Origin of the sequence: Jiella pacifica, assembly GCF_010500815.1 — a bacterium.
Classification (GTDB): Bacteria; Pseudomonadota; Alphaproteobacteria; order Rhizobiales; family Rhizobiaceae; genus Jiella; species Jiella pacifica.
In genome coordinates this window covers 1-24,256 of the sequence record NZ_JAAAMG010000008.1, presented here as the reverse complement: position 1 = coordinate 24,256, position 24,256 = coordinate 1, and the positions used below count along the sequence as shown (strand labels likewise).

Below are 24,256 nucleotides of genomic sequence, written 5' to 3'. Positions count from 1 at the left end.
CTGACATGTGTCAACATCGGCAACATCAACATGATGAGGAGAATGCCGATGCCGATGATCACCGTGCGCTTCGTCACGCCGACGCCGCGCCCCGAACTGATCCAGCAGATCGCCACCCTTGTGGCGCAGCTCGGGGCGGAAACGCTCGACAAGGATCCGGGCGTGACGGCCGTGCTGGTCGAGCCGGCCGATCCGCAGAACTGGTTCATCGCCGGCAAGCGGCCGACCGATGCGGGGCTGTCGGCGTTCTGGCTCGACATCAAGATTACCGCCGGGACGAACACCAAGGGCGAGACGACGGCCTTCGTGTCGGCGGCCTACGATGGCATGCGAGCGCTGCTCGGGCCGCTGCACGAGGAATGCTACGTCCATGTCCACGCGACCGACGGCGACGCCTATGGCTATGGGGGCCGGACGCAGAACGGCCGGTGGGCGGCAGCCCATCCCGGTTGAAGGGGGATGCTACGAGGAGCGCGGACCGGTCTCCGCGTCCGCTCCTCCTCAGCCCTCCGACCCGCGGGTGATGAACTTTTCGTAGACGTAGCCCTTCTGTCCGCTGGCCGTCTGGACCTCGCACCATCCCTGGCAAGAGACGACCGTCACGGCCTCGTCCTTCGACAGGACGGCGACGATCCTGCCCTCGTTGGTCGGCTCGGCGCGCAGATTGACCGAGGCGGTGGCGCGGCCCTTCGTGACTGCCTCGGGCGTGCCGGTCGCCGCGGGATCTGCGTTCGCTCCGTCGGTCGCGCTTGGCGTTTCGACGACCCCGGCCGCGGATGGCGAGACCGACGCCGGCCCGCCTTCATCCGAGGTGGCGATCAGGATCGAGGGGGAGACCGTAATGAAACTCTTGGCTGGACCGGCCGTTTCGATGCCTGGCAGGGCGGTGCCGGGGGCATCCGCAGTGGCATCATGCGAGGGAGCCGTCGGTGCTGCGGCAGAAGAGATGCTGCCAGTCGTTGCCGGATCGAGGGTGGTCGGGGCTGCTGCCACGATACCTGAGACATCCTCCGGCAGCCGCAAGGCGAGGGCCGCTGCGACGGGATCGATGCGGGTTGCCCCTGCGGGATCAGCCGCCCCGCCGGTCCCGTCTGCCGCCCGCTCGGGCAGGGCGGGGGCGACCTTCCGAAGCGAGGCGGTTTCGAGGAGATTCGGATCTGTAGCCGGCGAGCTGCCGGTTTCGCCCGACTTCGCGATCGTAGCGTTCTGTTCCGCACCATCGGGTCGATCGGAAGGCGCGCCGATGGCGGCGGCTTCCTCGCTTTCGAGCGTCTCGAACATCGAACCGTCGGGTGCGCGGGGCGCGATCGGAGCGCGGACGTCTGTTGTCTCCGTCGGCTCCAAGTCGGCTTGCGGACTGGAGGATGCGGCCACCGACGGAGGCGATGGCTCGTCTTGCATGGCGATCGTGGAAGGTGCGGAAGGGGTCGCGGCCGGCAGCGGCATCTCGCCCGGCAGCGGCGCGTAGGAGGAGAGCGCCAGCGGCACGAGAATGACGGCGGACATCGAGGCCGCGAGAACGAACGCGATGATCGGCCGGTTCCGCAGCCCCGCGGCGAGGCGCGACACCGTCCGCGCGGGGGCGAGTGCCCGCCGCGACCAGGACACCGAAGACCCGCCGGCGCGCATCTGCTGGCGAAAGCGATTGGCCAGCGTGCGTCCCGCCTCGGCCTCGTCGAACGCCTTGCGCCGATCGATCAGCCGGCTGCGGATGGCCTCTTCGCTCGGGCGTTCGCCCTTTCGCCGGTAACCGTCGTCACTGATGCCATCGCCGTCGCGGGACGGCCGATCCCCCGTTTCCATCGATCCCCGTCTCCATGCCTGTTCTCGCCGGCGTCGCCTTCAGGCGGCATGCCGGAGATCGCGGCCTTGCCCGACCGAGTGGCGCGTATCCGATCGGATTTCGCCCTGCACGATCGGTTTCGGCGCATGCCGGATGGCTCGTCCCCACGTGCCCACCCGTCATCCGTTGCAAAGTCCGCGACGAATCCCTTCGTTCGGATTGGAACTGGTAAACATGGCGAACGTCTGACGCCATCCCATTTTGAAACAGGGACGGCATCGGACGGCGGGATCACGGGACGGCGTTTCGCCGCCCCGGTGACGCTCGAAGGTTGCGAGCCTTACGCCGCCTTGGCGGAGGTCCCCTGCGGATCGAACCGCTGGTAGAAGGTTTCGCCCTTTCGGGCCATCTCGCGCAGCAGCGGGGTGGGCGAGAAGCGCTCGCCGAACCTTGCCTCGAGCTTTTCGCACAAGGCGACGAAGGCCTTGGCGCCCATGCCGTCGATGTAGCTGATCGTCCCGCCGGTATAGGGGGCAAAGCCGAAGCCGAAGATCGAGCCGATGTCGGCCTCGCGCGGGTCAGTGACGACGCCTTCCTCCATGGTGCGCGCGGCTTCCAGCGCCATCGTCACCAGGAAGCGCTGCTTCAGCTCCGTAAAATCGATCGTCTCCGGGTCTTTCTGCGCGAACATCTCCTTCAGCCCCGGCCACAGCTTCTTCTTGGCCGGCTTTTCCGGATAGTCGTAGAAGCCCTTGCCCGCCTTGCGGCCGAGCCGCCCGTTCGAGACCATCGTCTCGACCAGCTTGAAATGGCGCGGATCGACGGCGTCCTCACCCATGTCGCGCATCGTCGCCTTCATGATCTTCTGCGACAGATCGACCGCCGTCTCGTCGTTGAGGGCGAGCGGCCCGACCGGCATGCCGGCGAACTTGGCGGCGTTCTCGATCATCGCCGGCGGCACGCCCTCGACCAGCATGTCATAGGCCTCGTTCATGTAGCGAAGCACACAGCGATTGGCGAAGAAGCCGCGCGAGTCATTGACGACGATGGGCGTCTTCTTGATGGCCCGGACGAAATCGAGGGCGACGGCGAGAGCCTTGTCGCCGGTCTTCTCGCCGAGGATCACTTCGGTGAGCGGCATCCGGTCGACCGGCGAGAAGAAGTGGATGCCGATGAAGCGCTGGGGATCGGCGAAAGTTTCTGCGAGGCTGGAGATCGGGATGGTTGAGGTATTAGAGGCGTAGATCGCGTCCTTGGAGAGCACCTCGGCGACCTTCTTCGTCACCTCGGCCTTGACGTCGCGGTCCTCAAACACCGCCTCGATGACGAGACCGGCATCGGCCAACTGGCCATAATCGGTCGTCGCCGTGATACGCGAGACCAGCGCTTCGCCCTTGGCCTCAGCCATCCGGCCCTTCGACACAGCGGCTTCGACGAGCTTCTGCGAATGCGCCTTGCCTTTGTCGGCAGCGGCTTGCTCCTGGTCGATCAGCACCACATCGAGGCCGCCCATGGCGGCGACATACGCGATGCCGGCGCCCATGAATCCGGCGCCGACGACGCCGATCTTCTTCAATTCGCTCGGCGGAACGTCCTTCGGGCGACGGGCACCCTTCGCCAGCGCCTGGGAGGAGACGAAGAGCGAGCGGATCATCATCCGCGCCTCGGTGGTGCGCAGCACTTCGGTGAAGTAGCGCTGCTCGACCTTCAACGCCGTATCCATCGGCAGCAGCAGGCCCTCATAGACGCATTTCACGATCGCCTTGGCTGAGGGGTAGTTGTCGCTGGTCTCCTTGCGATAAAGCGAGGCGACCGCCGGCCACACCTTTGCGCCAGCGGGCGAATAGACCGGGCCGGAGGGAAGCTTGAAGCGGTCCTCGTCCCAGGGCTTCACCGGCGAGACGCCCTTCTTCAGCATCGCCTTGGCGGCCGCAACCAGCTCGCCGTCCTCGACCACGGCGTCGATCAGCCCCATCTTCAGGGCATCCTCCGCCGAAAGGGTCGAACCCTTCATCAGCATCTGCAGCGCACCCTGGGTGTCCATCATCCGGGGCACGCGCTGGGTGCCGCCGGCGCCGGGCAGGATGCCGACCTTCACCTCGGGCAGGCCCATATTGGCCGAGCGCGCGGCGATGCGGCCGTGGCTCGCCAGCGCCAGTTCGAAGCCGCCGCCCATGCATGTGCCGTTGATCGCCGCGACGAAGGGCTTGCCGCAGGTCTCCAGCTTGCGCCAGATCCAGGACATCCGCCCGGCCCGCTCGAACAAGGTGGCGATCGCCGCGTCGTGGTTCTTGTCGACCTCGGCGTAGAACGCCTCGAACATCGCGCTGACCGACTTGAGGTCGGCCCCGCCGGTGAACGAGCCCTTCTTGCCCGAGGTGATCACCGCCCCCTTGATCGCGTCGTCGGCGACGATCTGGTCGATGATCGCGTCGATCTCACCCGTCGCCTCGTCGGTGAAGACGTTCATCGAGCGCCCCGGCATGTCCCAGGTGACGAGGGCGATGCCGTCGGCGTCGGTCTCGACGGTGAAATTCTCGTAAGTCATGGCTGGCTCCCATCCCATTCCTGGCCGAATATTATCCGGCTATCAATTCTCTTACGATTAGAATGTCTTATCGCGCGCAAAGGGGCGACTGTTGAGACAGTTTCAATCTTTGCGAAGCATTTTCAGTCTTGCGAACGAATGCAAGGAAACGCCCGTCATGTCCGCGACTGCCTGCCCCGGCTGCCAGACCTCCAAACCGCTCGACTTCGATTTCTCGATGGCATTTCAGCCGATCATGGATGTGAAGGCCGGGCGCGTCTGGGGCTATGAGGCTCTCGTGCGGGGCGAAGCGGGTGAGGGCGCCTATTCCATTCTGAACCGGGTCGCGGACGACCAGAAGTACCGCTTCGATCAGGCCTGCCGGGTCAAGGCGATCGATCTCGCGGCACGCCTGTTCCCGGATCCTGACCTGCATCTGTCGATCAACTTCCTGCCGAACGCCGTCTACGAACCCGCCGCCTGCCTCAGGGCGACGCTCGCGGCGGCCCGCAAGAGCCGGTTTCCGCTGCAGTCGATCATGTTCGAATTCACCGAATCGGAAGAGATGACCGATGTCGGTCATCTCCAGCGCATCATCGCCGAGTATCGCCGCATGGGCTTCATCACGGCGCTGGACGATTTCGGCGCCGGCTATGCCGGGCTCGGCCTTCTGGCCGACTTCCAGCCCGACCTCATCAAGATCGACATGAAGCTCGTCCGGGACGTCGACACCTCCCGGTCCCGGCAGGTGATCCTGTCGGCGATCCTCTACGTGGCGCGGGAACTCGGCATTACGGTACTGGCCGAAGGCGTCGAGACCGAAGGCGAGTTCGGTGCGCTCAAAGCCGCCGGCGTGAACCTCTTTCAAGGCTACTACTTCGCCAAGCCGGCGTTCGAGGCGCTGCCCAGTCCCAGCATTCAATGCGTCTCCGCCCATTCAGTCAACTCAAGCAGAGCGCCAGCACTATGTCGGTTTGTATGAAAGGTGCGACAGCGTTTCACTAAAAACTTTCGCAGAGAGCCCAAGTCCGTTGAGAATGCTGATCTCCAACTGAGGATCGACCTCAAACCAGGACGAATGGCCAAATGAGTTGGGAAAGCCTAATCCTGAATTGCCGGACCCATGCCAGCGCATAGCCAGACGGCGCTCTTCTGGCTTATAATTTTCATCGCACGTTTCGATTACCGCGACTTCGTAGGTTACCGGACCTCTGCCGTTGTCCCAGTCCTGCAACTTGCTCGAAACGCTGTAGATGAACTTTCCACCACCTCTAATCGTGACTTTCTCAACCGACATTTTCAAACCCTTTCGATGATCGTCGCCGTGCCCATGCCTGCGCCGATGCACAGCGTGACGAGGGCCGTCTGCTTGTCCTGGCGCTCGAGCTCGTCCAGCACTGTGCCGAGGATCATCGCCCCGGTGGCACCCAGGGGATGGCCCATGGCGATGGCGCCGCCATTGACGTTCATGATGGCGTGGTCGATGTCGAACGCCTGCATGTAGCGCAGGACCACGGCGGCGAAGGCCTCGTTCAGCTCGAAGAGGTCGATGTCCTTCAAGGACATGCCCGAACGCTCGAGCAGCTTCTTCGTCACGTCCACCGGGCCGGTCAGCATCAAGGCCGGATCAGAGCCGATATTGGTGAAGGCGCGGATGCGGGCCCGCGGCTTGACGCCGAGCGTCTCGCCGCCGGCCTTCGAGCCGACGAGAACGCCGGCTGCGCCGTCGACGATGCCCGACGAATTGCCGGCATGGTGGACATGGCTGACCGCCTCGATCTCGGGATGAGCCTGGATGCCGACGGTGTCGTAGCCGCCCATCTCGCCGATCTGGGCGAAAGACGCCTTCAGGCTGCCGAGGGACTGCATGTCCGTCGACGGACGCATGTGCTCGTCCTTGTCGAGGATGGTCAGGCCGTTCTGGTCCTTGACCGGAACGACGGACCTTTCGAACCGACCCTCGGTCCACGCCTTGCCGGCGCGCTTCTGGCTCTCGACGGCATAGGCGTCCACGTCGTCGCGGGAAAAGCCGTATTTCGTCGCGATCAGATCGGCCGAGACGCCCTGCGGCATGAAATAGGCCGGAATGCCGACGGAGGGGTCCATGACCCAGGCGCCGCCGGACATGCCCATGCCGACGCGTGACATCGATTCGACGCCGCCGGCGATGACGAGATCGTCGGCGCCCTGCGCGACCTTGGCGGCCGCCAGGTTCACCGCGTCGAGACCGGAGGCGCAGAAGCGGGAGATCTGCATGCCGGGCGCCGCGAAGGCGTAGCCAGCCTCGAAGGCGGCGGCTTTCGGAATGACGCTGCCGGCCTCGCCGACCGGGTCGACGCAGCCGAAGATGATGTCGTCCACCGTGGCGGTGTCGATGCCGTTGCGGTCTCTCAGAGCTTCGAGGACCTTGGCGCCGAGACGGACCGCCGGTACTTCGTGCAGCGCGCCGTCCTTCTTGCCGCGCCCGCGCGGGGTGCGGACGTGATCGTAGATGTAGGCCTCGGCCATGAGCGTTGCCTCCTCTCCCATGATCCTGCCGCGGTGGCCGCCTGGAAGGGCGAAGCATCCGCAGTCTCTAGCTTCGCCGAGTTTATGACTTGCATTGACGTAAACGTCAATTGTTCCGCCGCGGCAAGGCGGCAATTCCGCTCGCGAGGAAGGCTGACGCTCGGCCTCGCGGATTAAGCGCGGGAAGGCAAGGCAACTGCAAGAGCAGCCGGGGAAATGGTCGACGGGCGGGCCGCTTTGAGGGCCGCCCCTCGGCGCCGCGGTAGCTGCCCGCTGCGTCCACTAATCGGGTGAGGCGCCGGCCGGTGGCCGGCGCGATGCGAACCTGGCCGCATCCCCGCAATGCGCCGCGGTGGCGCTTGCGTCACTCGGCGGCTTGCTGCTGCAAACGGCTGCGTGCGAAGTCGATCGTCTTGTCCATTGCCGCGATGGACTCCTCGATCTCCCGCTTTTGCTCGAGCAGAATGTGCCGCTGTTCTTCAAACCGTTCGAGAGAAACTTCCAGCTGCTTCTGCTTGCCGTTCGGCTGATGATAGAGCTCGATGAGCTGCTTGGCCTCTGTCAGCGAAAAACCCAGCATCTTGGCTAGGAGGATGAGCCGGAGGCGCGCGCGGTCGCGGCGGCTGTAGAGGCGCGTCGTGCCGCGACGTGCCGGCGCCAGAAGGCCGCGGTCTTCGTAAAAACGCAGCGTTCTCAAGGTGACGCCGAATTCCTGGGAGAGGTCGCCGATCCTGAAGGTCTCCTTGTCGGCGTTTGGGTCTCCGGCGAGGCCCAGGAGAAAGTCGATGTCGACTTGGGATTCTTCTTCTTCCGGCCTTTCGACCGCTGATGGTTTAGACATTGCGAAATTCCATTTTTGCCCCGAGACCCGGGTCCACCTGCCGATAAGCAAGCCCCGGGTCCCTACCTAGAGGAATATGGATCGAATTGCGGCTCTTCAAAGACAGATTTGTTACGGAGGGTGACGGAATCCAGCTTCAAACCGGCTTGCCGGTCTAATCGCTAACAAGGCGTGTGTGGATCGTCACGGCGGCATCGGTCGGAAAGCGGCTGGTTTTGCGGGCGGTAGCAAGACGAAACGCGATGCGAGCCGAGGGGGGGGCCATAGGGCCCGAAGCCCCGAAGAAGCGGGAAGTGCGGGACATGGCCGACCAAAGAGGGATGGAAGCAGGCAGGCGCCAGGCGTCGGACGAAACGTCCTCGCTCGAATCGCTGAGCCGGACTCTCGAACAGCTCGAATCCCGCCTATCGAAATTGACCGCCAGTCATGCGCGTGCCGCCGCCGATCTGCGACAACACGAAACCGAGACGCCGCTTCCGGCCCCGGCGGCCGAATCGCCGTCCGGCCCGGTGGACGTGCGAAAGGTCGCGGGTGCCGGGCGCCAGTCGCCGCGCAGCGACCTGGCCCAGGCCGTCTCGGAAATCGTCATGCGCCAGCGCACCTTGAACCGGACGCCTCCCGCTTCGGCCGCCTCCGGCGCGACGCGGACGGATGCGCAGGCGGAGAGCGTGAGCCGGCCTGCCGAACGGCGCGAGCGGGTGGCCCGGCTGCCGGTCGCCGAGGGAGCGGCCGCCGCCCGGCTGGCGGCGCGGCCGGCGTTGCCGACCGGACCTAGCATCACCGAACAGCTGGAGCGGCTGCGGGAGGAGTTGCGCGCCGACATGGCGAAGAGCTTCCAGCCGCGCTTCGACGACATGCGCGCGGCGGTGGACGAACTGCGCCGGATGATCGCCGACCGGGCCAGCAGCGACAGGATCGACGCCGAAATCGCCCGGGTTCACGAGGGCCTGGCGCAGATGGCGACGAGCGGCGCCGACGAGCACGGCGTCAAGGGGCTGCGCACGGAACTCGACTCGATCAAGTCGCTGGTGAGGGACCTCGCCCGCGAGGAGAGCCTCAAGCTCGCCGACGAGAAGTGGGACGGCATCCGTCAGTCGATGGACGACCGCGATGCCGCCTCCACCACCGAGCGCCGGGACATCAAGGACGAACTGGAGCGGCTGCGGCAGTCGCTGGGCGGCCTTGCCAGCGAAGAACACATCAAGGCCGTCGAGCGCCGCTGGGACGAGTTCGAGACCCGCTATCTCGACAAGCCGGAGCGGTCCGAGGGGCCGGATCTCACCGAGCTCCTGAAGTCGGAGATGGCGAGCCTTCGCGACAAGCTGGAGACGCTGGCTTCCGAGCAATCGGTCAAGGCCGTGGAGGAGCGCTGGGGCTCGCTCGAGGAGCGCTTCGCCTCGCGGGCGATCGAAGAGAACATCGAGGCTATGGCGGGCCGCATGGAGCAGCTCGAGAAGGCCCTGAGTAAACTGCCCGACAGTTTCGCGCTGGGCCCGATCGAGGCGCGCCTCCAGGCCTTGTCGGACGGGCTGGAAACCCTGGGAAAAGCTTACGAACGCGAGGGCGACGACGCCAATTTCCAGGCGCTGGAAGAGCGTCTCGACGAGATTTCGCGGGCCATCGTCGCCGCCGCTACCAAGGCGCCGCCCGTCGACATGTCGCCGGTCGAGCGGGTCGAGGCGCGGCTGCAGTCGCTGCAGACCCGTGTCGACAGCCTCGGCGAGGCCGATGTCGAGGCGATGTCGGCGCGGATCGCCGAGCTCGCCGATCGGATCGAGACCCTGTCCAACGGCCCTGCCATCGCCGCTCTCGGCGAGCGGATCGAGACCTTCTCGACGCAACTCGATGCGCTCGCCAATCTCGGCGTCGCGCCCGGCCACGACGTCGGCGCGATCGAGGCGCGGCTCGCCAGCCTGCACGAGCGGCTGGAGGCGATGGCCGCCCCGGGGCTCGATCCGGAGATCGTATCGGCGCTCGAGACGCAGATCTCTCGTCTGTCGGAGCGGATCGCCGACGTCGGCAGCGCCGGCGCTCTCGCCGATCCCGAACTCGACGAGCGCCTCGCGACCATCGAATTCCGCATCGAGGAGAACCGCGAGGCGATCCTGGAATCGGCGCAGGCCGCTGCCGACGCCGCCGTCCGCCGGATGATGGAGGAAGGCGAGGGGCAGCAGGGCGCCTATGTCGAGCAGCTCGCCGGCGATCTGCGCGCGCTCCAGGAAATGTCCCGCGCCAGCGGCGAGCAGAGCCAGTCGTTTTACGAGGCGATGCACGCGACGCTCCTGAAGCTCGTCGATCGCATCGACCGGCTCGACGCCGAGATCGTCGGCGGACGGCAGAACGACGTGGCGGATGCCTTCGACGAGACGCCGTTCGTCGAGGAGGCTCCGCGCGGTCTTCGCGCCATGCTGAGGCGCCGCACCGGCAGGGTCGCCGAGACGGCCGCGCCGCGGGACGAGCGGCCCGAATATTGGCAGGAGCCGGAGTTTGCCGCCGACCCGTCGCATGCCGTCGCCGGCCACGCCGCCGATGATGGCGAGGACGAGGCTGAAGACGATTCCGGCGCCTTCGCCGCCAGCGACGCCAACCGGCCCTTGGCCGTCGGCTCGGGCCAGCCCGACATCGTTTCGTTGATCGAGCGTGTGCGGGCTCAGCAGGCGGGGCGGGCCAGCGAGGACGATACCGGCAAGGCCGACTTCATCGCCGCCGCCCGCCGGGCGGCACTGGCCGCGGCGGCGGAAGCCGACGCCATGCGCAACGCTTCGGAGGTCGACGACGACACCGCCGACGAAGAGGGCTTCGTCGCCAAGGTCCGGCGCCGCCGCAAGCCGATCCTTCTGGCGGTCAGCGCCATCCTCTTGGCCGTTCTCGCCAGCCAGATGGCGCCGCGGCTGTTTTCCGCCACCGTCTCCCCCGATCCGGCCATGCAGGACGACCTCGCGATCGACCGGAACGACGGACGGACCGGCGAGCCCGCACCGCGCCGCGCCGCCGAGATGGCCCCGGCCGCGCAGGGCGTTGCCGCCCCCTTGGAACGCGCCGACGATACCACCGCCACCGCGCCCCCGGTCGTCGATGGCATCGCGATACCTTCGGTGCCCGCAACGGACCGGGCCCCGAAGGTCGGCTTCTCGCTGAATGACGGCCCGCGCCGGTCGGGCTTTGCCGACACCGCAAATTCCTCAAGCGTCGCCGCTGCAGAGCCGGCGTTGGCATCCGTGCAGGCCGCGCCGGGTTCGGGCGAGGCTGCTGCGCCGGCAGGGCCGGAAGCCGCCGGCAGCCAGCCGCAGGCAGCCGGCGCGATCGCGTCGGTCCAGCCGCAGGCGGTGGTGCCCGCCGATCTTCCCTCGATCCCGGAGGGCCTTGCAACCGAGCCGCTGACGAACGCTGCCAAGGCGGGCGATCCGAAGGCGCTGTTCGAGATCGGTCTGCGGCTGATGGAGGGCCGCGTCGGCGAGCCGGATCCGAAGGCGGCGGTAGACTGGTTCGAGCTTGCGGCCGCGCGCGGTTTCGCACCGGCCGAATACAGCCTCGGGACGCTCTACGAGAAGGGCAACGGCGTCGACCGCGATCTCGCCAAGGCACGCGACGCGTATCTGGCCGCCGCCGGCAGCGGCAACGTGCGCGCCATGCACAACCTGGCGGTCCTGTACGCCACCGGCATCGACGGCAAGTCGGATCCCGCGCAGGCCGCCCAGTGGTTCGAGAAGGCGGCAAGCTACGGCATGCCGGACAGCCAGTACAATCTCGGCATTCTCTATGCCCGCGGCGCCGGGGTCGATCAGGACCTCGCCAAGTCCTACAAGTGGTTCTCGATCGTCGCGGCCAATGGCGACGCCGATGCCGCGGCAAAGCGCGACGAGATCAGGAACGGCCTCACGCCGTCGCAGTTGAAGACCGTCGATGGCCAGATCGCCGGATTCGAGCCTCTGGAGCGAAACGACGCGGCCAACACGGTCGACGTCCCCCAGGAATGGATGGGGAAGTCGGAATCGACCGTGACGTCCTCGATCGACATGACCCGGGCGATCCGGAACATCCAGGCCATCCTGATCAAGATCGGCTACGATCCGGGGGCGCCGGACGGCGTCATCGGCGCCAAGACGACCCAGGCGATCAAGGCCTTCCAGAAGGATGCCGGAATCGAGGCCACCGGCAAGGTCGACGAAACGCTGATCCGCAAGCTCCTGGAGCGCAAGGACGGCTGATGCCATCTGCGCGCCACGTCACGAGATCGACGGGGGCGTTTCGGCATTTGACACTCGCCGGGCTTCGGGCGAGAACGATTGGATACACCGCGCTGCGGAATCTCGAAAAATCCATCGGCCGAGCCCCGTGAATCTGTACCTGCCGATCGCGGAAATTTCGCTCAACGTCTTTGTCCTCGTCGGCATGGGCGCGGCAGTCGGATTCATCTCCGGCCTGTTCGGCGTGGGCGGCGGCTTTCTGATCACGCCGCTGCTGATCTTCTACAACATTCCGCCGGCGGTGGCGGTCGCGACCGGGGCGAACCAGGTCATCGCGGCGTCGTTCTCGGGCGCTCTCGCCCATTATCGTCGCGGCACGGTGGATCTGCGCCTGGGGACTGTGCTGCTCATCGGCGGCCTGTTCGGCTCGCTGGCCGGCGTCCTGTTGTTCACGCTGCTTCGACGGCTCGGCCAGCTCGATCTCGTCGTTTCGCTTCTCTACGTCGTCTTCCTGGGCGGCATCGGCGGGCTGATGCTGGTCGAGAGCGTCCAGTCGATCCTCAAGTCCCGGTCGCAGGGCAGCGGCGAAGTCCGCCGGCCCGGGCAGCACAGCTGGGTGCACGGCCTGCCGCTGAAAATGCGGTTTCATCGCTCCAAGCTCTACGTGTCGATCATTCCGGTGCTGCTGCTCGGCTTCCTGATCGGCATTCTCGCCGGCATCATGGGCGTCGGCGGCGGCTTCATCGCGGTGCCGGCGATGATCTATCTCCTCAGGGTGCCGACCAGCGTCGTCATCGGCACGTCGCTCTTCCAGATCATCTTCACCGCCGCCGCGACGACCATCCTGCAGGCCGCGACCAACCGCACGGTCGACGTGGTCCTCGCCTTTCTCCTGATGCTCGGGGGCGTCATCGGCGCGCAGTTCGGCACCCAGGCCGGGCGCAAGCTGCGCGGCGACCAGTTGCGGGCGCTTTTGGCCCTCCTGGTCCTCGCCGTCGGGCTGCGCCTCGGCTACGAACTCGTCGTCACGCCGGTCGAGCGGTTCACCATCACGCTGCCGACGGGAGAGATCGGATGAGGGGCGGGAGGCGGCGAAACCGGTCGTTCACGCTGAAAGGCCTCGCGATCGCCGCCGGCTGTCTGGCACTGACGGTTTCCGGAAGTTTCGCGCAGGAGGGCATCGAAACCTTCGAGATTGGTCTGTCCACCAACACGATCTCGATCAGCTCCGATTTCACCGGTGCAAGGCTGGTCGTCTTCGGCGCGCTCGACAATGCGGATGCGAAGCTCCTCAGGCAGCAGCGCTACGACATCGTCGTCGTCCTGGTCGGACCGCGAAGCCCGGCCGTGGTGCGTGAGAAGGAGCGAACCTTCGGGCTGTGGATCAACCGCGGCTCGGAGACCTTCGACGCTGTGCCGGGCTCCTACGCCCTTGCGGCGACCCGGCCCCTCGCCGACATCGCGCGGCAGGAATTGCGCCAGCGCCTGTCGCTCGGCATCGCCGATCTGAGGCTGGACAGCGCGACGACGACCGGAGCGTTCGGCCAGCCGGCGCCGGAAAAGCCGGAAGAGGCGAAGGGCCAGGTGAATGTCAGCCTTGCCGAACGTCGCGCCAAGGCGGCCCAGGACGCCGGTGCAAGTCCGCCGGGCGCGGACATCGTCACCGTCGACGACTATGCCGAGGCGCTGAAGCGCATCCGCCAGGCGAAGGGCCTCTACAATCAGAGCGTCGGCGCCGTCCAGTTCGTCAGTCCGACGCTGTTTCGCGCCGACCTCTATCTGCCGGCCGACCTGCCGACGGGCACGCACATGGCGCGGGCCTATCTGTTTCGCAGTGGCGTCTTCATCCGTGAGAGTTCTGAACCGCTTTATGTGCGCAAATCCGGCTTCGAGAGCTATATCGACGACATGGCGACCCGCTACGGCGCCCTCTACGGCGTCGCGGCCGTTCTTCTCGCGATCTTCACCGGCTGGTTCGGGCGCCTGGTCTTCAAGCGTGACTGAACGGTCGGCGCACTGCGCCCGATGATGACCCGCGGCCACGACCGCCTATCTTCCATCCGATGACAAAGACAGACGACGGCGACCTCGATTTGGAACAGCCCAACGCCGCCCCGGCGCCCGGCAACCGCCGGCGCAACGACCATCGCCCTGACCATAGGCGATCGGCCTGGGTGCTGGCGCTTCTGGGCCTCGTGCCCTTCGTGATCATGACCGGCCTGCTCGCCTATGCCGGCCGGGACTTCATCGCCTATCCGCAATTGATCCTGGCGCTCGCCGGCTATTCGGCGACGATCCTGGCTTTTCTCGGCGGCATCCGCTGGGGCTTTTCGCTCGCCCCGGCCCATCAGGGGATCGGAACGCTCGTCGCCTCGGTCGTCCCGTCGCTGCTCGGCTGGGTGCTTCTGTTCGCGCCGAGCCCCTATGTCTTTGCCGGTTTTGCACTGGGCTTTGCAGCGACCGGCGCATGGGACGTCCTCTCGGCGAGGCGCGGCGAACTGCCGGGCTGGTTCGGCCGGCTGCGGCTGGTTCTCTCCGGCATCGTCACGCTCTGCCAGATCGTCGCTTTCGCCTGCACCTGGGCGTGAGAGCTCACTGCGGAGCGCGCCGGACGCAGCATCACCCCCTCGCGAGCGATCCAAACCGCACGGGATAGATGCCCGCATGACCGATCATGCACGCGAGCGCCCGCGGCATGTCGAACAACCCGTGAAACGCCCGGTCGAGGACGTTCAGCCCGCCGGTGGTGACGCCAAAGGAAGGCAGGATCATCCGGGCGCCGTCGGTGGCGAAACAGGCGCGGCGTGAGCCGCGGCCGGCAAGCCGCGCCACCGGGTGGAGATGGCCCGAAACCTCGCCGCGGCGAAGCCCGGCGCTGGGCTCGTGGCGGAAGGCGAGGGCGCCGATCGTCATTTCCAGAAGCGTCTCGCCGCCGATGCCCTGCGGCGGCTCGGGATCGTGATTGCCGGCGATCCAGACCCAGTCACGCCCGCGCATGAGGCCTGCCAGCGTGTCGCGCTCGCTGGCCGGCATCAGCGCCGCGCCCTTGCGATCATGGAAGGAATCGCCGAGGCAGACGACGCGGGCAGGGGAATAGCGATCGAGGCAAAGGGCAAGCAGCGAAAGCGTCGCCGCCGTGTCGTAGGGCGGCAGGAACATGCCGCGCCGGGCAAAGGCTGCGCCTTTTTCCAGATGCAGGTCGGAGACGACGAGGCAGTCTTCGGCCGGCAGGTAAAGGACGCCGGACGGATCGCAGGCCACCCGCTCCCCCGCCAGCGCGATTTCCAGCGCCGCGCATTCGCCCTGCGATCGCCGCCGCGCCAAAGCATTCATCGCCCGCATGTCTCGCTGCTTGATTCGCGTTTCGTTCCCATTTGGCCGAGATGACGGGCGGATGGCAAGGGTGGGCGCGCGACTTCGCTGCGGCAGGAGGGCGCAGAGACAGACCTCGCCGGCATGGGACAGAGCGTAGGCGTGGGGCTGCAACGTCACCGCTTCGTCATCCTGGCCCGAGCCGGGGTCCCGGCGCGGCGATGATGGCGATCATTCCGGATCGGCCGGCGCCTCCAGTCGCAGCCACTCGTACCCATAGGCCCCGAGCCGCAGCGTCAGCCCGTCGCCCGTCCGGTCGATGTCGATGCCAGCCCGCAGCACCGGGCGGACTTCGCAACCCTCGATCAGCGGTGTGATTTCCACGGTTTGCGGCTCGTCGGACAGGTTGTGCAGCGTCACCAGCCGGTTGCCGCGCCAGGAATAGCGCAGGGCGATGACCGACGGCCCGTCGATGTCGAGCACTTCGGCTCGGCTCCAGCCGATCTCCGGGCAACTGCGCCGCGCCCGGATCAGCCGCTGCACCGTTGCAAACAGCGAGGTCGGGTCGATCCGCTGCGCGTCGGCATTGACGTGGGCATAGCCGAACGGCCCATCCGTCACGGGGGTGCGGACGCAGTCTTCCGGCCTGGCGGAGGAGAAACCACCCGAGCGCTTGTCGGACCACTGCATCGGCGTGCGGACCGCGTTGCGCTCGGGCAGGTCGAGATTGTCGCCCATGCCGATCTCGTCGCCATACCAGATCACCGGCGTTCCCGGCAGCGACAGCATCAGGGAGAACGCCATGGCGATCCGCCGCTCGTCGCCGCCAAGCATCGCCGCGAGCCGCCTTCTGATGCCGCGATCGTAGATCTGCATCGACTTTTCCGGCCCGAAGGCGGCGAAGACCGCCCCGCGCTCCTCATCCTCCAGTCGGCCGAGATCGATCTCGTCGTGATTGCGCAGGAAGGTCGCCCATTGCGTCGTCTCGGGGATCTCCGGCAGTGCCTTCAAAAAGTCGCGCACCGGCACCGCCTCGCGCCTCGCCAGCGCCAGGAACAGCTTCTGGTTCAGGGGGAAATTGAAGACGACGTTCAACCGGTCGTCATTGCCGAAATAGTCGCCCGCTTGGTCCATCGGGATGTTCGCCTCGGCGAGCAGGATCGCCTCGGCCCGCCGCCAGGAGAGGAACCGGCGGATCTGGCCGAGATAGCCATAGGGAGACTGCCCGTCGTCCGGCCCCTGGAGATCCTCGAGGATGAACGGCACCGCATCGACGCGAAAGCCCGAGACGCCCAGCGCCAGCCAGAAGCCGATGATCCGCTCGATCTCTTCGCGCACGGCGGGGTTGGCGATGTTGAGATCGGCCTGGTGCTTGTAGAAGCGGTGGAAATAATAGGCTTGGCGCTTGCGGTCGTAGGTCCATGTGGATTCCTGCACGCCGGGAAAGATCACGCCCTTTTCGGCGTCGGCGGGTTTTTCGTCCTTCCACAGATACCAGTCGCGATATTTCGGATGGCCCTCGCGGCTTTTCTGAAACCATGGATGCTCGATCGAAGTGTGGTTGACCACGAGGTCGACCATGATCTTCAGGCCGCGATCCTTGGCGGCCTGGGCGAATTCGACAAAATGGCCCAGATTGCCGAGCCGCGGATCGACCGAATAGTAGTCGGTGATGTCGTAGCCGTTGTCCTTGTCCGGCGAGGGGTAGAAGGGCAACAGCCAGATCGTGTCGCAGCCGAGCGCCTCGATATGGTCGAGCCGGTCGGCCAGCCCCTGGAAGTCGCCGACGCCGTCGCCGTCGGAATCCATGAAGGCATCGACGTCGAGACAGTAGATGACGGCGTTCTTGTACCAGAGATTATACATGGCTTAGGGCTCCTGGGCGGGTCGCCCGGGAGCTAGGGCGTTGAACGATAAGGGCGAGTGACCGTCCCGCGGCTCAGCCGCCGGGCTCACCCATCGCCAGCGCGATCATCGCCTCCCGCGAGGCGTCGCGCAGATCGGCGTCGCGGGCCTCGCCGACGACGCTCTCGCGGCCGATTTCCAGCATCACCGGCACGGCCAGCGGCGAGATCTGGTCGAGATCGATGTGGACGATGTGGTGCTTGACGCGGGCGAGGAGATCCGAGACGCGGGAAACGTCTAAAAGCCCGGTCGCGGCATCCGCCCAGGTCGCCTGCATCAGGATGTGATCAGGCTCGTGGGCGCGCAGGACGTCATAGACGAGGTCGGACGAGACGGTGACCTGCCGTCCGGTCTTCTCCTGGCCCGGATGGCGCTTTTCGATCAGACCGGAAATGACCGCGCATTGCCGGAAGCTGCGCTTCAGGAGCCATGAATCGGCCATCCAGCTTTCCAGATCGTCGCCCAGCATGTCCTCGTCGAAGAGGGCGTCGAGGGAGAGCGATCCGCCTGCGATCATCTCGCCTATGTCCCGCCGGCCCCAGATCGAGATCGAATAATCCGTCGCAACGAAGCCGAGCGGCATCGCCCGTGCGCGCTCGAGGCGCCGGGTGAGCAGCATGCCGAGGGTCTGGTGGGCGAGGCGACCTTCGAACGGGTAAAGCACCATGTGAAACATCCGGCCGTTCGGAAAGGTCTCGACCAGGAGGTCGTTCGGGCCCGGAATGACCGACTTCAGCTTCTGGAGCGACAGCCAGTCGCGCACCTGGTCCGGCAGCGCCGACCAGCGGGCGGGGTCGGCCAGCATCGCCCGCACTTCCTTGGCGAGGTACGTGGTCAGCGGAAACTTCGAGCCGCCGTAATAGGGCACCTTCGGCTCTTCGCTGGCCGCCTTGGTGACGAGGCACGACGTCTCGTGGATCCCCTCGAAGCGCAGCACCTCGCCGGCGAAGAGAAAGGTGTCGCCGGGCGAGAGCGTCTCCAGGAACGCCTCCTCGATCTTGCCGAGCGCCCGGCCGCCGCGGGCAATCGCCGAGGCCGTGCGGCGCCGGATCATCCGGATCTCCAGCATCGGTGCTTCGATAATGGTGCCGGCATTCATCCGGTACTGCTGCGCGAAGCGCGGATGGGTGAGCCGCCAGGTGCCGTCCGCGGTCAGCCTGATCTTGGCATAGCGCTCATAGACCTTCAGCGCATAGCCGCCGGTGGCGACGAATTCGACGATCCGCTCGAAGGTCTCGCGGGCAAGGCTCGCATAGGGCGCCGCTGACGTGACTTCTTCATAGAGATCTTCGGTCCGGAACGGTGCCGCCACGGCCATACCAAGGACGTGCTGGGCCAGCACGTCGAGCGCGCCGTCCCGCAGCGGCGGCGTATCCTGATGCCCCAGATAGTTGGCGTCGAGCGCCGCCCGGCACTCCATCACCTCGAAGCGGTTGGCCGGCACGAGGATCGCCTTGGACGGCTCGTCCATCCGGTGGTTCGCCCGGCCGATCCTCTGCGCCAGCCGCGAGGCACCTTTTGGCGCGCCCACGTGGATGACGAGATCGACGTCGCCCCAGTCGATGCCAAGATCGAGCGTCGAGGTGGCCACGACGGCGCGCAGTTCGTTCCGCGCCATCGCCGCCTCGACCTTGCGCCGCTGCCCGACGTCGAGCGAGCCATGATGCAGCGCGATCGGCAGCGTGTCGTCGTTGATACGCCAAAGCTCCTGGAAGAGGAGCTCCGCCTGGCTGCGGGTGTTGACGAAGAGCAGCGTCGTCTTGTGCGCCTTGATCGCCTCGTAGATCTCCGGCAGCGCATAGCGCGCCGTATGCCCCTGCCAGGGCACCCGCTCCTCGGATTCGAGGATGGAGATGTCGGGCTTCGCCCCGCCCTCGACAGTGATGAGATCGGCTTCCGGAGCCGCCCCAGGCGTCTGCGCCACCAGCCAGCGGCAGAGCTCCGCCGGCTCGGAGACCGTCGCCGACAGGCCTATTGTCTGGAGCTCCGGCCTGAGCTTGCGCAGCCGCGCCAGGCCGAGCGCCAGGAGATGCCCGCGCTTCGACGTGACGAGCGAATGCAATTCGTCGAAGACGACGTAGCGAAGGTCGGAAAAGAAGTCCGCCGCGTCCTTGCCGGCGATCAGCAGCGCCAGCTGCTCGGGGGTGGTGAGCAGGATGTCCGGCGGCTTCAGCTTCTGGCGCTGCCGGCGGACCTGCGACGTGTCGCCGGTGCGGGTCTCCATCGTGACGGCAAGCCCGATCTCCTCGACCGGGCGCTCCAGATTGCGGGCGATGTCCGTCGCCAGCGCCTTCAGCGGCGAGATGTAGAGCGTGTGCACCCCCCGCGGCCGCTCGCCGGGCTTGCGGCGCCTTCGCCGCGACAGATCGACCAGCGCCGGCAGGAACCCCGCCAGCGTCTTGCCCGCCCCGGTCGGCGCGATCAACAGCACCGAAGCGCCGGTCTCCGCCTTCGACAGCAGCTCCAGCTGATGCGGCCGCGGCGCCCAGCCATGCTGCGCGAACCACCGGAGGAATGGCTCCGGCAGGTGGATGGGGGCGCTGTCGGGCGCAATGAGGCCGAGCGCAAAAGGGGAGGGATGAGCGGTCACGGGGATGAAGTAGGAGCGGCGCCGGCGATGCGCCAGCGCGGCGCTCGCCGAAATCGGAGGATGACGGTCACCGCCGCTTCGACACTAAAGCAAAGCCGATGCCGAGGATGACGAGGCTGCCGGCGACGGCGAAGCGGGCCGTCAGCGGCTCGCCCAGGAACAGCACCGCGCCGACGGCGGCGATCACCGGCACCGAGAGCTGGACGATCGCCGCGGCGAGCGCTGTCAAGCCCGCCAGCGCCCGGTACCACAAGATGTAGCCGAGAGCCGAGGTGACGGCGCCGGAGAGGCAGGCGATGAGGGCACCTTCGAGGGTGATCACACCACCGAAGAGGGAGCCGGCAGGTCCCCGCGCGGCGAGAATGGAGGCGGCCAGCAGCGGCAGAGCGAGGGGGACGGCATAGATGAAGTTGCCGGCCGTCGCCGCCACGGGATCGCGGGCGCCGCGACCTTTAAGCGAATAGACGCCCCAGGCGATGCCGGACGCGACCATCATCGACAGCCCCAGCGGATCCGGCCGCGTCAGCCCCGGCGCGAGCCACCAGACGAAGGCGCCGAAGGCCAGCGCCAGGCCCGCCGCTTCGCGCGGGCTCGGGCGTTCGCCGCGGGCAACACCAACGGCGATCATCGTCGCCTGGACGGAGGCGAAGAGAATCAGCGCGCCGACCGCGGCGCCGAGCCTGAGATAGGCGAGGGAGAAGAACAGCGCGTAGGCGGAAAGCGCCAGCGTCGCGACCAGGCTGCCCTCGAGTCTTGCCGGAGGAGCGCTCGCCACCGCTGCATCGCTGCCTCGCCGGCCCCGCGGCGATTGCGCGGCGAGACGAGGCGCAAAGACGATGACGGCCAGCACCGCCGCACCGGAGAGGAGCCGCAGTGCCGTGAAGCCCGCCGCATCGACGGCGCCGTCGGCCAGCGCCAGCCGCGCCAGAAGGGAATTGCCGGCAAAGGCGATCATCGCGAGGATCGTCGGCCACAAGCTGCGCAAGATCGGGCCGCTCCCTCGTCCGCCTCCGACCGAGATTGAAGCCGGAGAGACCCATGTGGTCAATCGCCGGCGCCACGTCGGAGCATGCGCCACGACCCTTCCGCCACCGCGTGCGGCCTGATGACCCCGCTGCGGCCGGCGGCGCATCTCCAGCACGCGGCGCGGCATCCCCAAAAAAACCACCGCGAAGGGTTCACATCGCCGCGTGACCCCGTTATATGACGCCCGGTCGGCGGCAGTCAGAGCCGCGCGGCAAGTCCGGCGTCAGCATCATCCGTTATCGGCCTGAGGGGTCCGGTGTCGGACGCACCTCTGGACACGGCGCCCTGGGCGCCAGTTGGGGAATAGGTTAACGGTAGACCCACGGACTCTGACTCCGTTAGTCCTGGTTCGAATCCAGGTTCCCCAGCCAAAAATTTCCCAAGCCTCTGATTTTGCAGCGTTTTGATCAGGCGATCGTCCGTCGGACTCCCAGCGGGTCCACCGGGCTGGTCCACTCCGGTCAAGAGTGCATGCCATGGCATATGCGGCGAACCTTCGCCTGAAGGGCTCCCGATTCCATTTTCGCCGGAAGATTCCGTATAATCTCGTCGAGCGATTCGGTTGCTCCGAAATCGTGCGTTCGCTGCATACGGGCGCGCGTCGGACGGCGGTCGTACGAGCGCGTGCGGTTGGTTTGGCTCCTGACATTGCCACCTCGGCTTAATCCAGTTCCGAACGCGACGAGCTCCGGCGCTGCACTCGATGCATGGCTCTGCGCCGAAGCCCGTCACGTACCAAGCCAATCAGGGAACCCAAATGACGTGCCTCCAGGAGTCCGCCCCATGCCTCGCTGCTCCTACGAAGAATGATCAGCCGTCATTGCATTGCCGGAGCGATGCGGGGCCAGGGCTGGAACGGGCAGAGCGTGAAACGGGTCAGCGCCCTCGGTGGTGGAGCCGAAAGCGCCGCGCGACCGCAGAAGGCAGGACCATCTTGGCCGATCCTCTCGATCAGTATCGCTGAATCGGAACGCCGATAGACATTCCGCACCGCGCGCCGAGGGTGGCGGCGAGCTTTGCACATAACTTGCGTCGCGGTGGCCCGGCTTCGCGCCGAAAGCTCTCCTGCCGGGACTATACTGTCAGCATATCGGCAACAGGTTTCTTCAGCGGCTCGAAAGTGGCCCGATAGCTGCGCGGCCCCAGGAAAGGCATCAGGACCTGTCGGAGGGCAACAGGCAGGCGGGCGGCCTTCGCCATGCGATCCGTCATCGTCTGGACATGCTCGACGCGGTCACGGCGCAGGCGCTCGAAGTGTTCACCGACGTCGCTCCAATCTGGACGTGATGCGAGAAGGCCCGCAAGGACGATGGCATCTTCCATGCCAAGAGCCGCCCCCTGCGCCCAGACCGGCGCTGTGGCATGGGCGGCGTCACCGATGAGGATCGACCCGTTGCGGCTCCACTTCGGGAGCCGAACCTCTTCGAGTGGCGAATAGTGCATACGGCCCTCCTCGGAGAGCGCCCAATCGACGGATGTGCGCACGGCGTCCGGGAAGCTGTCCAAAAGGTGTCTGAGGTCGGACAGATCGGTTCGCGGATGCTGCTTTCCGGTTGCTGCCGCCCAGCCGTACACTTCGTCCGGACCGACCGGGATCAGGAGCGCCGTCGCATGCGCGTCCGCCCATACCGTCCAGGCGTCAACGTCGGGGTTGGGCGCCATGAACCGCCAGCTCGCCGAAGCAAGACGAGCCGAGGCCGGCGAACCGGATTCGAACCGCAGCCCCCTGACGGTCGAGTGGACGCCATCGGCACCCACCAAGACCTTGCCGCGAAATTCGGCTCCGTCCTTGGTGCGAACTGCGATATCGCCCATCTCTCCTTCGACGGCGACAATCTTGACGCCCCGCCTCACTCTCTCGGTGGGGAATTCGGAGGCCAACAGGGCCGTCAGGTCGCCGCGGCGTACACATCGTGGCGTGATCGCATCGCCCCAGAATTGCTTCTCGTCGACGGCAAAGAGCAGACGGTCCCTGGCCGATCGATACTCCCGGCGCTCGACCGGCCGTCCGTAAGATCCGATCGCGTCTCCACGGCCGAGCTGTGCCAGGGCAGCGATGGCGTTGCCGGGGAGGTTGATCGCAAGACCTGCGTCCCCGTCGTTTGTAAGTTGTTCGAGGACGAGCGCGTTGATGCCGAGCCTGTACAATGCGCGGGCCAGGGCAAGCCCGGAGATACCTGCTCCGGCGATGAGGACGTCGTAGATTTCACTCAAGTTCTCTTTCCTTCGATACGCTGTGCGAGGCGACCTCCCAGCTCCCTTGCATGTCCCGGCTGCGGTGAGATTAGGCCGGATGGCGCAAGCGGCTCATTCGCAAAGGTCAGCCGGCGCACCCGGCGGTTCGATCCCGGCCGCCGCCTGTTCGGCCGGGCTGGCGTTGGAGAAACCGTCGTGGGCGGTGATTGCGGCAAGAGGGGCGAGGCGCTCGGGCGCCATGCACGAACCAGACTGGCCGTTGCTGGGTTTGCGACAAGCTCTGGTGCAGCATCGGCAGCACCGCCGTCGCCCCGACACCGGCACTGACGAGCACGAGCGGCGCCTCGATCAACCTCCTGCGTGATCGGGCGAAGGACCAACTCCCGGCGATGTCGGTGCGCGCGTTGCCTGCCGCATTCTTTGGCGCAGGAACGTCACGTTGTCGGCGCGTGACACCGACAGGACCGCGTTTATCGCGTCAGTAAGTTCATCCAGGGAGAACGGCTTCGACAAACGTGGAAGGCTTTGATCTGCGCCCGCAGGCAATTCAACGTAACCAGTGGCAAGCAGCACCGGCAGATCCGGGTAGTCCTGCCGTATGGCGGCGATGAGCTGCAGACCCGTCATCATCGGCATAGCGTGGTCGGTGATGACGAGATCCACGGTCGTTTGCCGGAGTGTCTCAAGAGCCTTCTTGCCGGAAGTGGCTTCGACGACCCTGTGGCCTAGATCTTCGAGCATGGCGACGGTGCCCATTAGAACGATGGCATCGTCATCGACGGCAAGAATGGTGAGAGGACGGACCGGCGTTGGCTGCGTCTCTTGTGGAGAGGCAGCCGAAGCCTCATCCGCCATGGGCAAAGCGGTCGCGACCGGGAGCCAGATCTCGGCAGTTGTCCCGACACCGACCGTACTCGAAAGCACGAATTGGCCGCCGGACTGTCCGGCGAAGCCATGGACCATGGAGAGGCCGAGACCGGTGCCCTTGCCGACGCCTTTGGTGGTGAAGAACGGCTGCGTCGCCGCGGCCAGCGTCGCTGCATCCATGCCGTGGCCCGTGTCGGTGACGGTGAGGCAGACATAGTCCCCGGCGGCAAGATCCGCATCGGCGGCCACTTTGCTGAGGCCTTTGGTCGAGATCGTGATCGTACCGCCCTCCGGCAAAGCGTCGCGGGCGTTGACGGCAAGATTGACCAGAGCCAGTTCGAGCTGATTGGCATCCGCCTTCACGAGCGGAAGACCGATCGGGAATTTGGTCTCGATCTGCACGTGGGGCCCGATGGAGCGCTGCAAGAGATCGGCCATGCCATGAACGAGTTCCGGAAGATTGACGGCGATGGGGCGCAGGTCCTGCCGCCGTGAGAACGACAGCATCCGTTGC

The 24,256-nt window shown here is 66.4% G+C and carries 18 protein-coding genes and 1 tRNA gene; 8 read left to right on the top strand and 11 right to left on the bottom strand.

Features of this window, described 5'->3' with window-relative positions:
- Positions 1-48: 48 nt before the first annotated feature.
- Positions 49-453 carry a tautomerase family protein gene (locus GTK09_RS11310; RefSeq protein WP_163463278.1) on the top strand — a complete coding sequence of 135 codons (405 nt, stop codon included), beginning with the start codon at positions 49-51 and terminating at the stop codon, positions 451-453.
- 48 nt (positions 454-501) lie between these two features.
- Here GTK09_RS11310 and GTK09_RS11305 read toward each other — a convergent pair whose 3' ends face one another.
- Positions 502-1,803 (bottom strand): SH3 domain-containing protein, encoded by a 1,302-nt coding sequence (locus GTK09_RS11305; protein ID WP_163463277.1) that lies wholly within the window; start codon positions 1,801-1,803, stop codon positions 502-504.
- 320 nt (positions 1,804-2,123) lie between these two features.
- The gene (locus GTK09_RS11300; RefSeq protein WP_163463276.1) at positions 2,124-4,331 is read right to left on the bottom strand and encodes a 3-hydroxyacyl-CoA dehydrogenase NAD-binding domain-containing protein; all 2,208 of its coding nucleotides are present in this window, start codon (positions 4,329-4,331) and stop codon (positions 2,124-2,126) included.
- A gap of 157 nt (positions 4,332-4,488) precedes the next feature.
- Here GTK09_RS11300 and GTK09_RS11295 point away from each other — a divergent pair, with 157 nt between their 5' ends.
- Entirely contained in the window at positions 4,489-5,292 is an 804-nt protein-coding gene (locus tag GTK09_RS11295; RefSeq protein ID WP_163463275.1) for an EAL domain-containing protein, read from the top strand.
- Here the strand turns inward: GTK09_RS11295 and GTK09_RS11290 are convergent.
- From GTK09_RS11290 to GTK09_RS11280, 3 genes are all read right to left on the bottom strand, one after another.
- Positions 5,275-5,607: a hypothetical protein gene (locus tag GTK09_RS11290; RefSeq protein WP_163463274.1), complete on the bottom strand. Its 333-nt coding sequence runs from the start codon at positions 5,605-5,607 to the stop codon at positions 5,275-5,277. The two genes, GTK09_RS11295 and GTK09_RS11290, sit on opposite strands and share 18 nt — an antisense overlap.
- A 2-nt stretch (positions 5,608-5,609) precedes the next feature.
- Positions 5,610-6,818, bottom strand: a complete 1,209-nt coding sequence (locus GTK09_RS11285; RefSeq protein WP_163463273.1) for an acetyl-CoA C-acetyltransferase — start codon at positions 6,816-6,818, stop codon at positions 5,610-5,612.
- A 364-nt stretch (positions 6,819-7,182) separates the two neighbouring features.
- Entirely contained in the window at positions 7,183-7,710 is a 528-nt protein-coding gene (locus tag GTK09_RS11280; RefSeq protein ID WP_246217854.1) for a MerR family transcriptional regulator, read from the bottom strand.
- Between the two features lie 251 nt (positions 7,711-7,961).
- On the opposite strand from GTK09_RS11280, the gene GTK09_RS11275 reads away from it, so the two are divergent.
- The 4 genes from GTK09_RS11275 to GTK09_RS11260 all read left to right on the top strand — a co-directional run bounded on the left by GTK09_RS11275 (position 7,962) and on the right by GTK09_RS11260 (position 14,434).
- Positions 7,962-11,867, top strand: a complete 3,906-nt coding sequence (locus tag GTK09_RS11275; protein ID WP_163463272.1) for a peptidoglycan-binding protein — start codon at positions 7,962-7,964, stop codon at positions 11,865-11,867.
- 127 nt (positions 11,868-11,994) lie between these two features.
- Positions 11,995-12,924 (top strand): sulfite exporter TauE/SafE family protein, encoded by a 930-nt coding sequence (locus GTK09_RS11270; protein WP_163463271.1) that lies wholly within the window; start codon positions 11,995-11,997, stop codon positions 12,922-12,924.
- Entirely contained in the window at positions 12,921-13,850 is a 930-nt protein-coding gene (locus tag GTK09_RS11265; protein WP_163463270.1) for a TIGR02186 family protein, read from the top strand. Before GTK09_RS11270 ends, GTK09_RS11265 begins: the two co-directional genes overlap by 4 nt.
- A 59-nt stretch (positions 13,851-13,909) precedes the next feature.
- The gene (locus tag GTK09_RS11260) at positions 13,910-14,434 is read left to right on the top strand and encodes a DUF3429 domain-containing protein (RefSeq protein WP_163463269.1); all 525 of its coding nucleotides are present in this window, start codon (positions 13,910-13,912) and stop codon (positions 14,432-14,434) included.
- 31 nt (positions 14,435-14,465) lie between these two features.
- On the opposite strand, the gene pdeM is transcribed toward GTK09_RS11260, so the two are convergent.
- The 4 genes from pdeM to GTK09_RS11240 all read right to left on the bottom strand — a co-directional run bounded on the left by pdeM (position 14,466) and on the right by GTK09_RS11240 (position 20,638).
- A complete protein-coding gene (gene pdeM / locus GTK09_RS11255) occupies positions 14,466-15,179 on the bottom strand; it encodes a ligase-associated DNA damage response endonuclease PdeM (RefSeq protein WP_163463448.1) in 714 nt (237 codons plus the stop codon).
- Positions 15,180-15,389: 210 nt separating this feature from the next.
- A complete protein-coding gene (locus GTK09_RS11250; RefSeq protein WP_163463268.1) occupies positions 15,390-17,024 on the bottom strand; it encodes an alpha-amylase family protein in 1,635 nt (544 codons plus the stop codon).
- A 73-nt stretch (positions 17,025-17,097) separates the two neighbouring features.
- Entirely contained in the window at positions 17,098-19,653 is a 2,556-nt protein-coding gene (locus GTK09_RS11245) for a ligase-associated DNA damage response DEXH box helicase (protein ID WP_312869796.1), read from the bottom strand.
- A 67-nt stretch (positions 19,654-19,720) separates the two neighbouring features.
- Positions 19,721-20,638, bottom strand: a complete 918-nt coding sequence (locus GTK09_RS11240; RefSeq protein ID WP_246217853.1) for a DMT family transporter — start codon at positions 20,636-20,638, stop codon at positions 19,721-19,723.
- 338 nt (positions 20,639-20,976) lie between these two features.
- Between GTK09_RS11240 and GTK09_RS11235 the strand changes: the two genes are divergently transcribed.
- Both GTK09_RS11235 and GTK09_RS28140 read left to right on the top strand, forming a co-directional pair.
- Positions 20,977-21,050, top strand: a tRNA-Gln gene (locus tag GTK09_RS11235).
- Between the two features lie 105 nt (positions 21,051-21,155).
- Entirely contained in the window at positions 21,156-21,344 is a 189-nt protein-coding gene (locus tag GTK09_RS28140) for a DUF6538 domain-containing protein (RefSeq protein ID WP_376767995.1), read from the top strand.
- 409 nt (positions 21,345-21,753) lie between these two features.
- Here GTK09_RS28140 and GTK09_RS11230 read toward each other — a convergent pair whose 3' ends face one another.
- Together GTK09_RS11230 and GTK09_RS11225 are read right to left on the bottom strand one after the other, a co-directional pair.
- Complete coding sequence (locus GTK09_RS11230) at positions 21,754-22,893, bottom strand: FAD-dependent monooxygenase (RefSeq protein ID WP_203560988.1); 1,140 nt, start codon at positions 22,891-22,893, stop codon at positions 21,754-21,756.
- Between the two features lie 330 nt (positions 22,894-23,223).
- Positions 23,224-24,256, bottom strand: a 1,033-nt coding sequence (locus GTK09_RS11225; protein ID WP_163463267.1) for a response regulator, incomplete at its 5' end; no start/stop codon positions are given.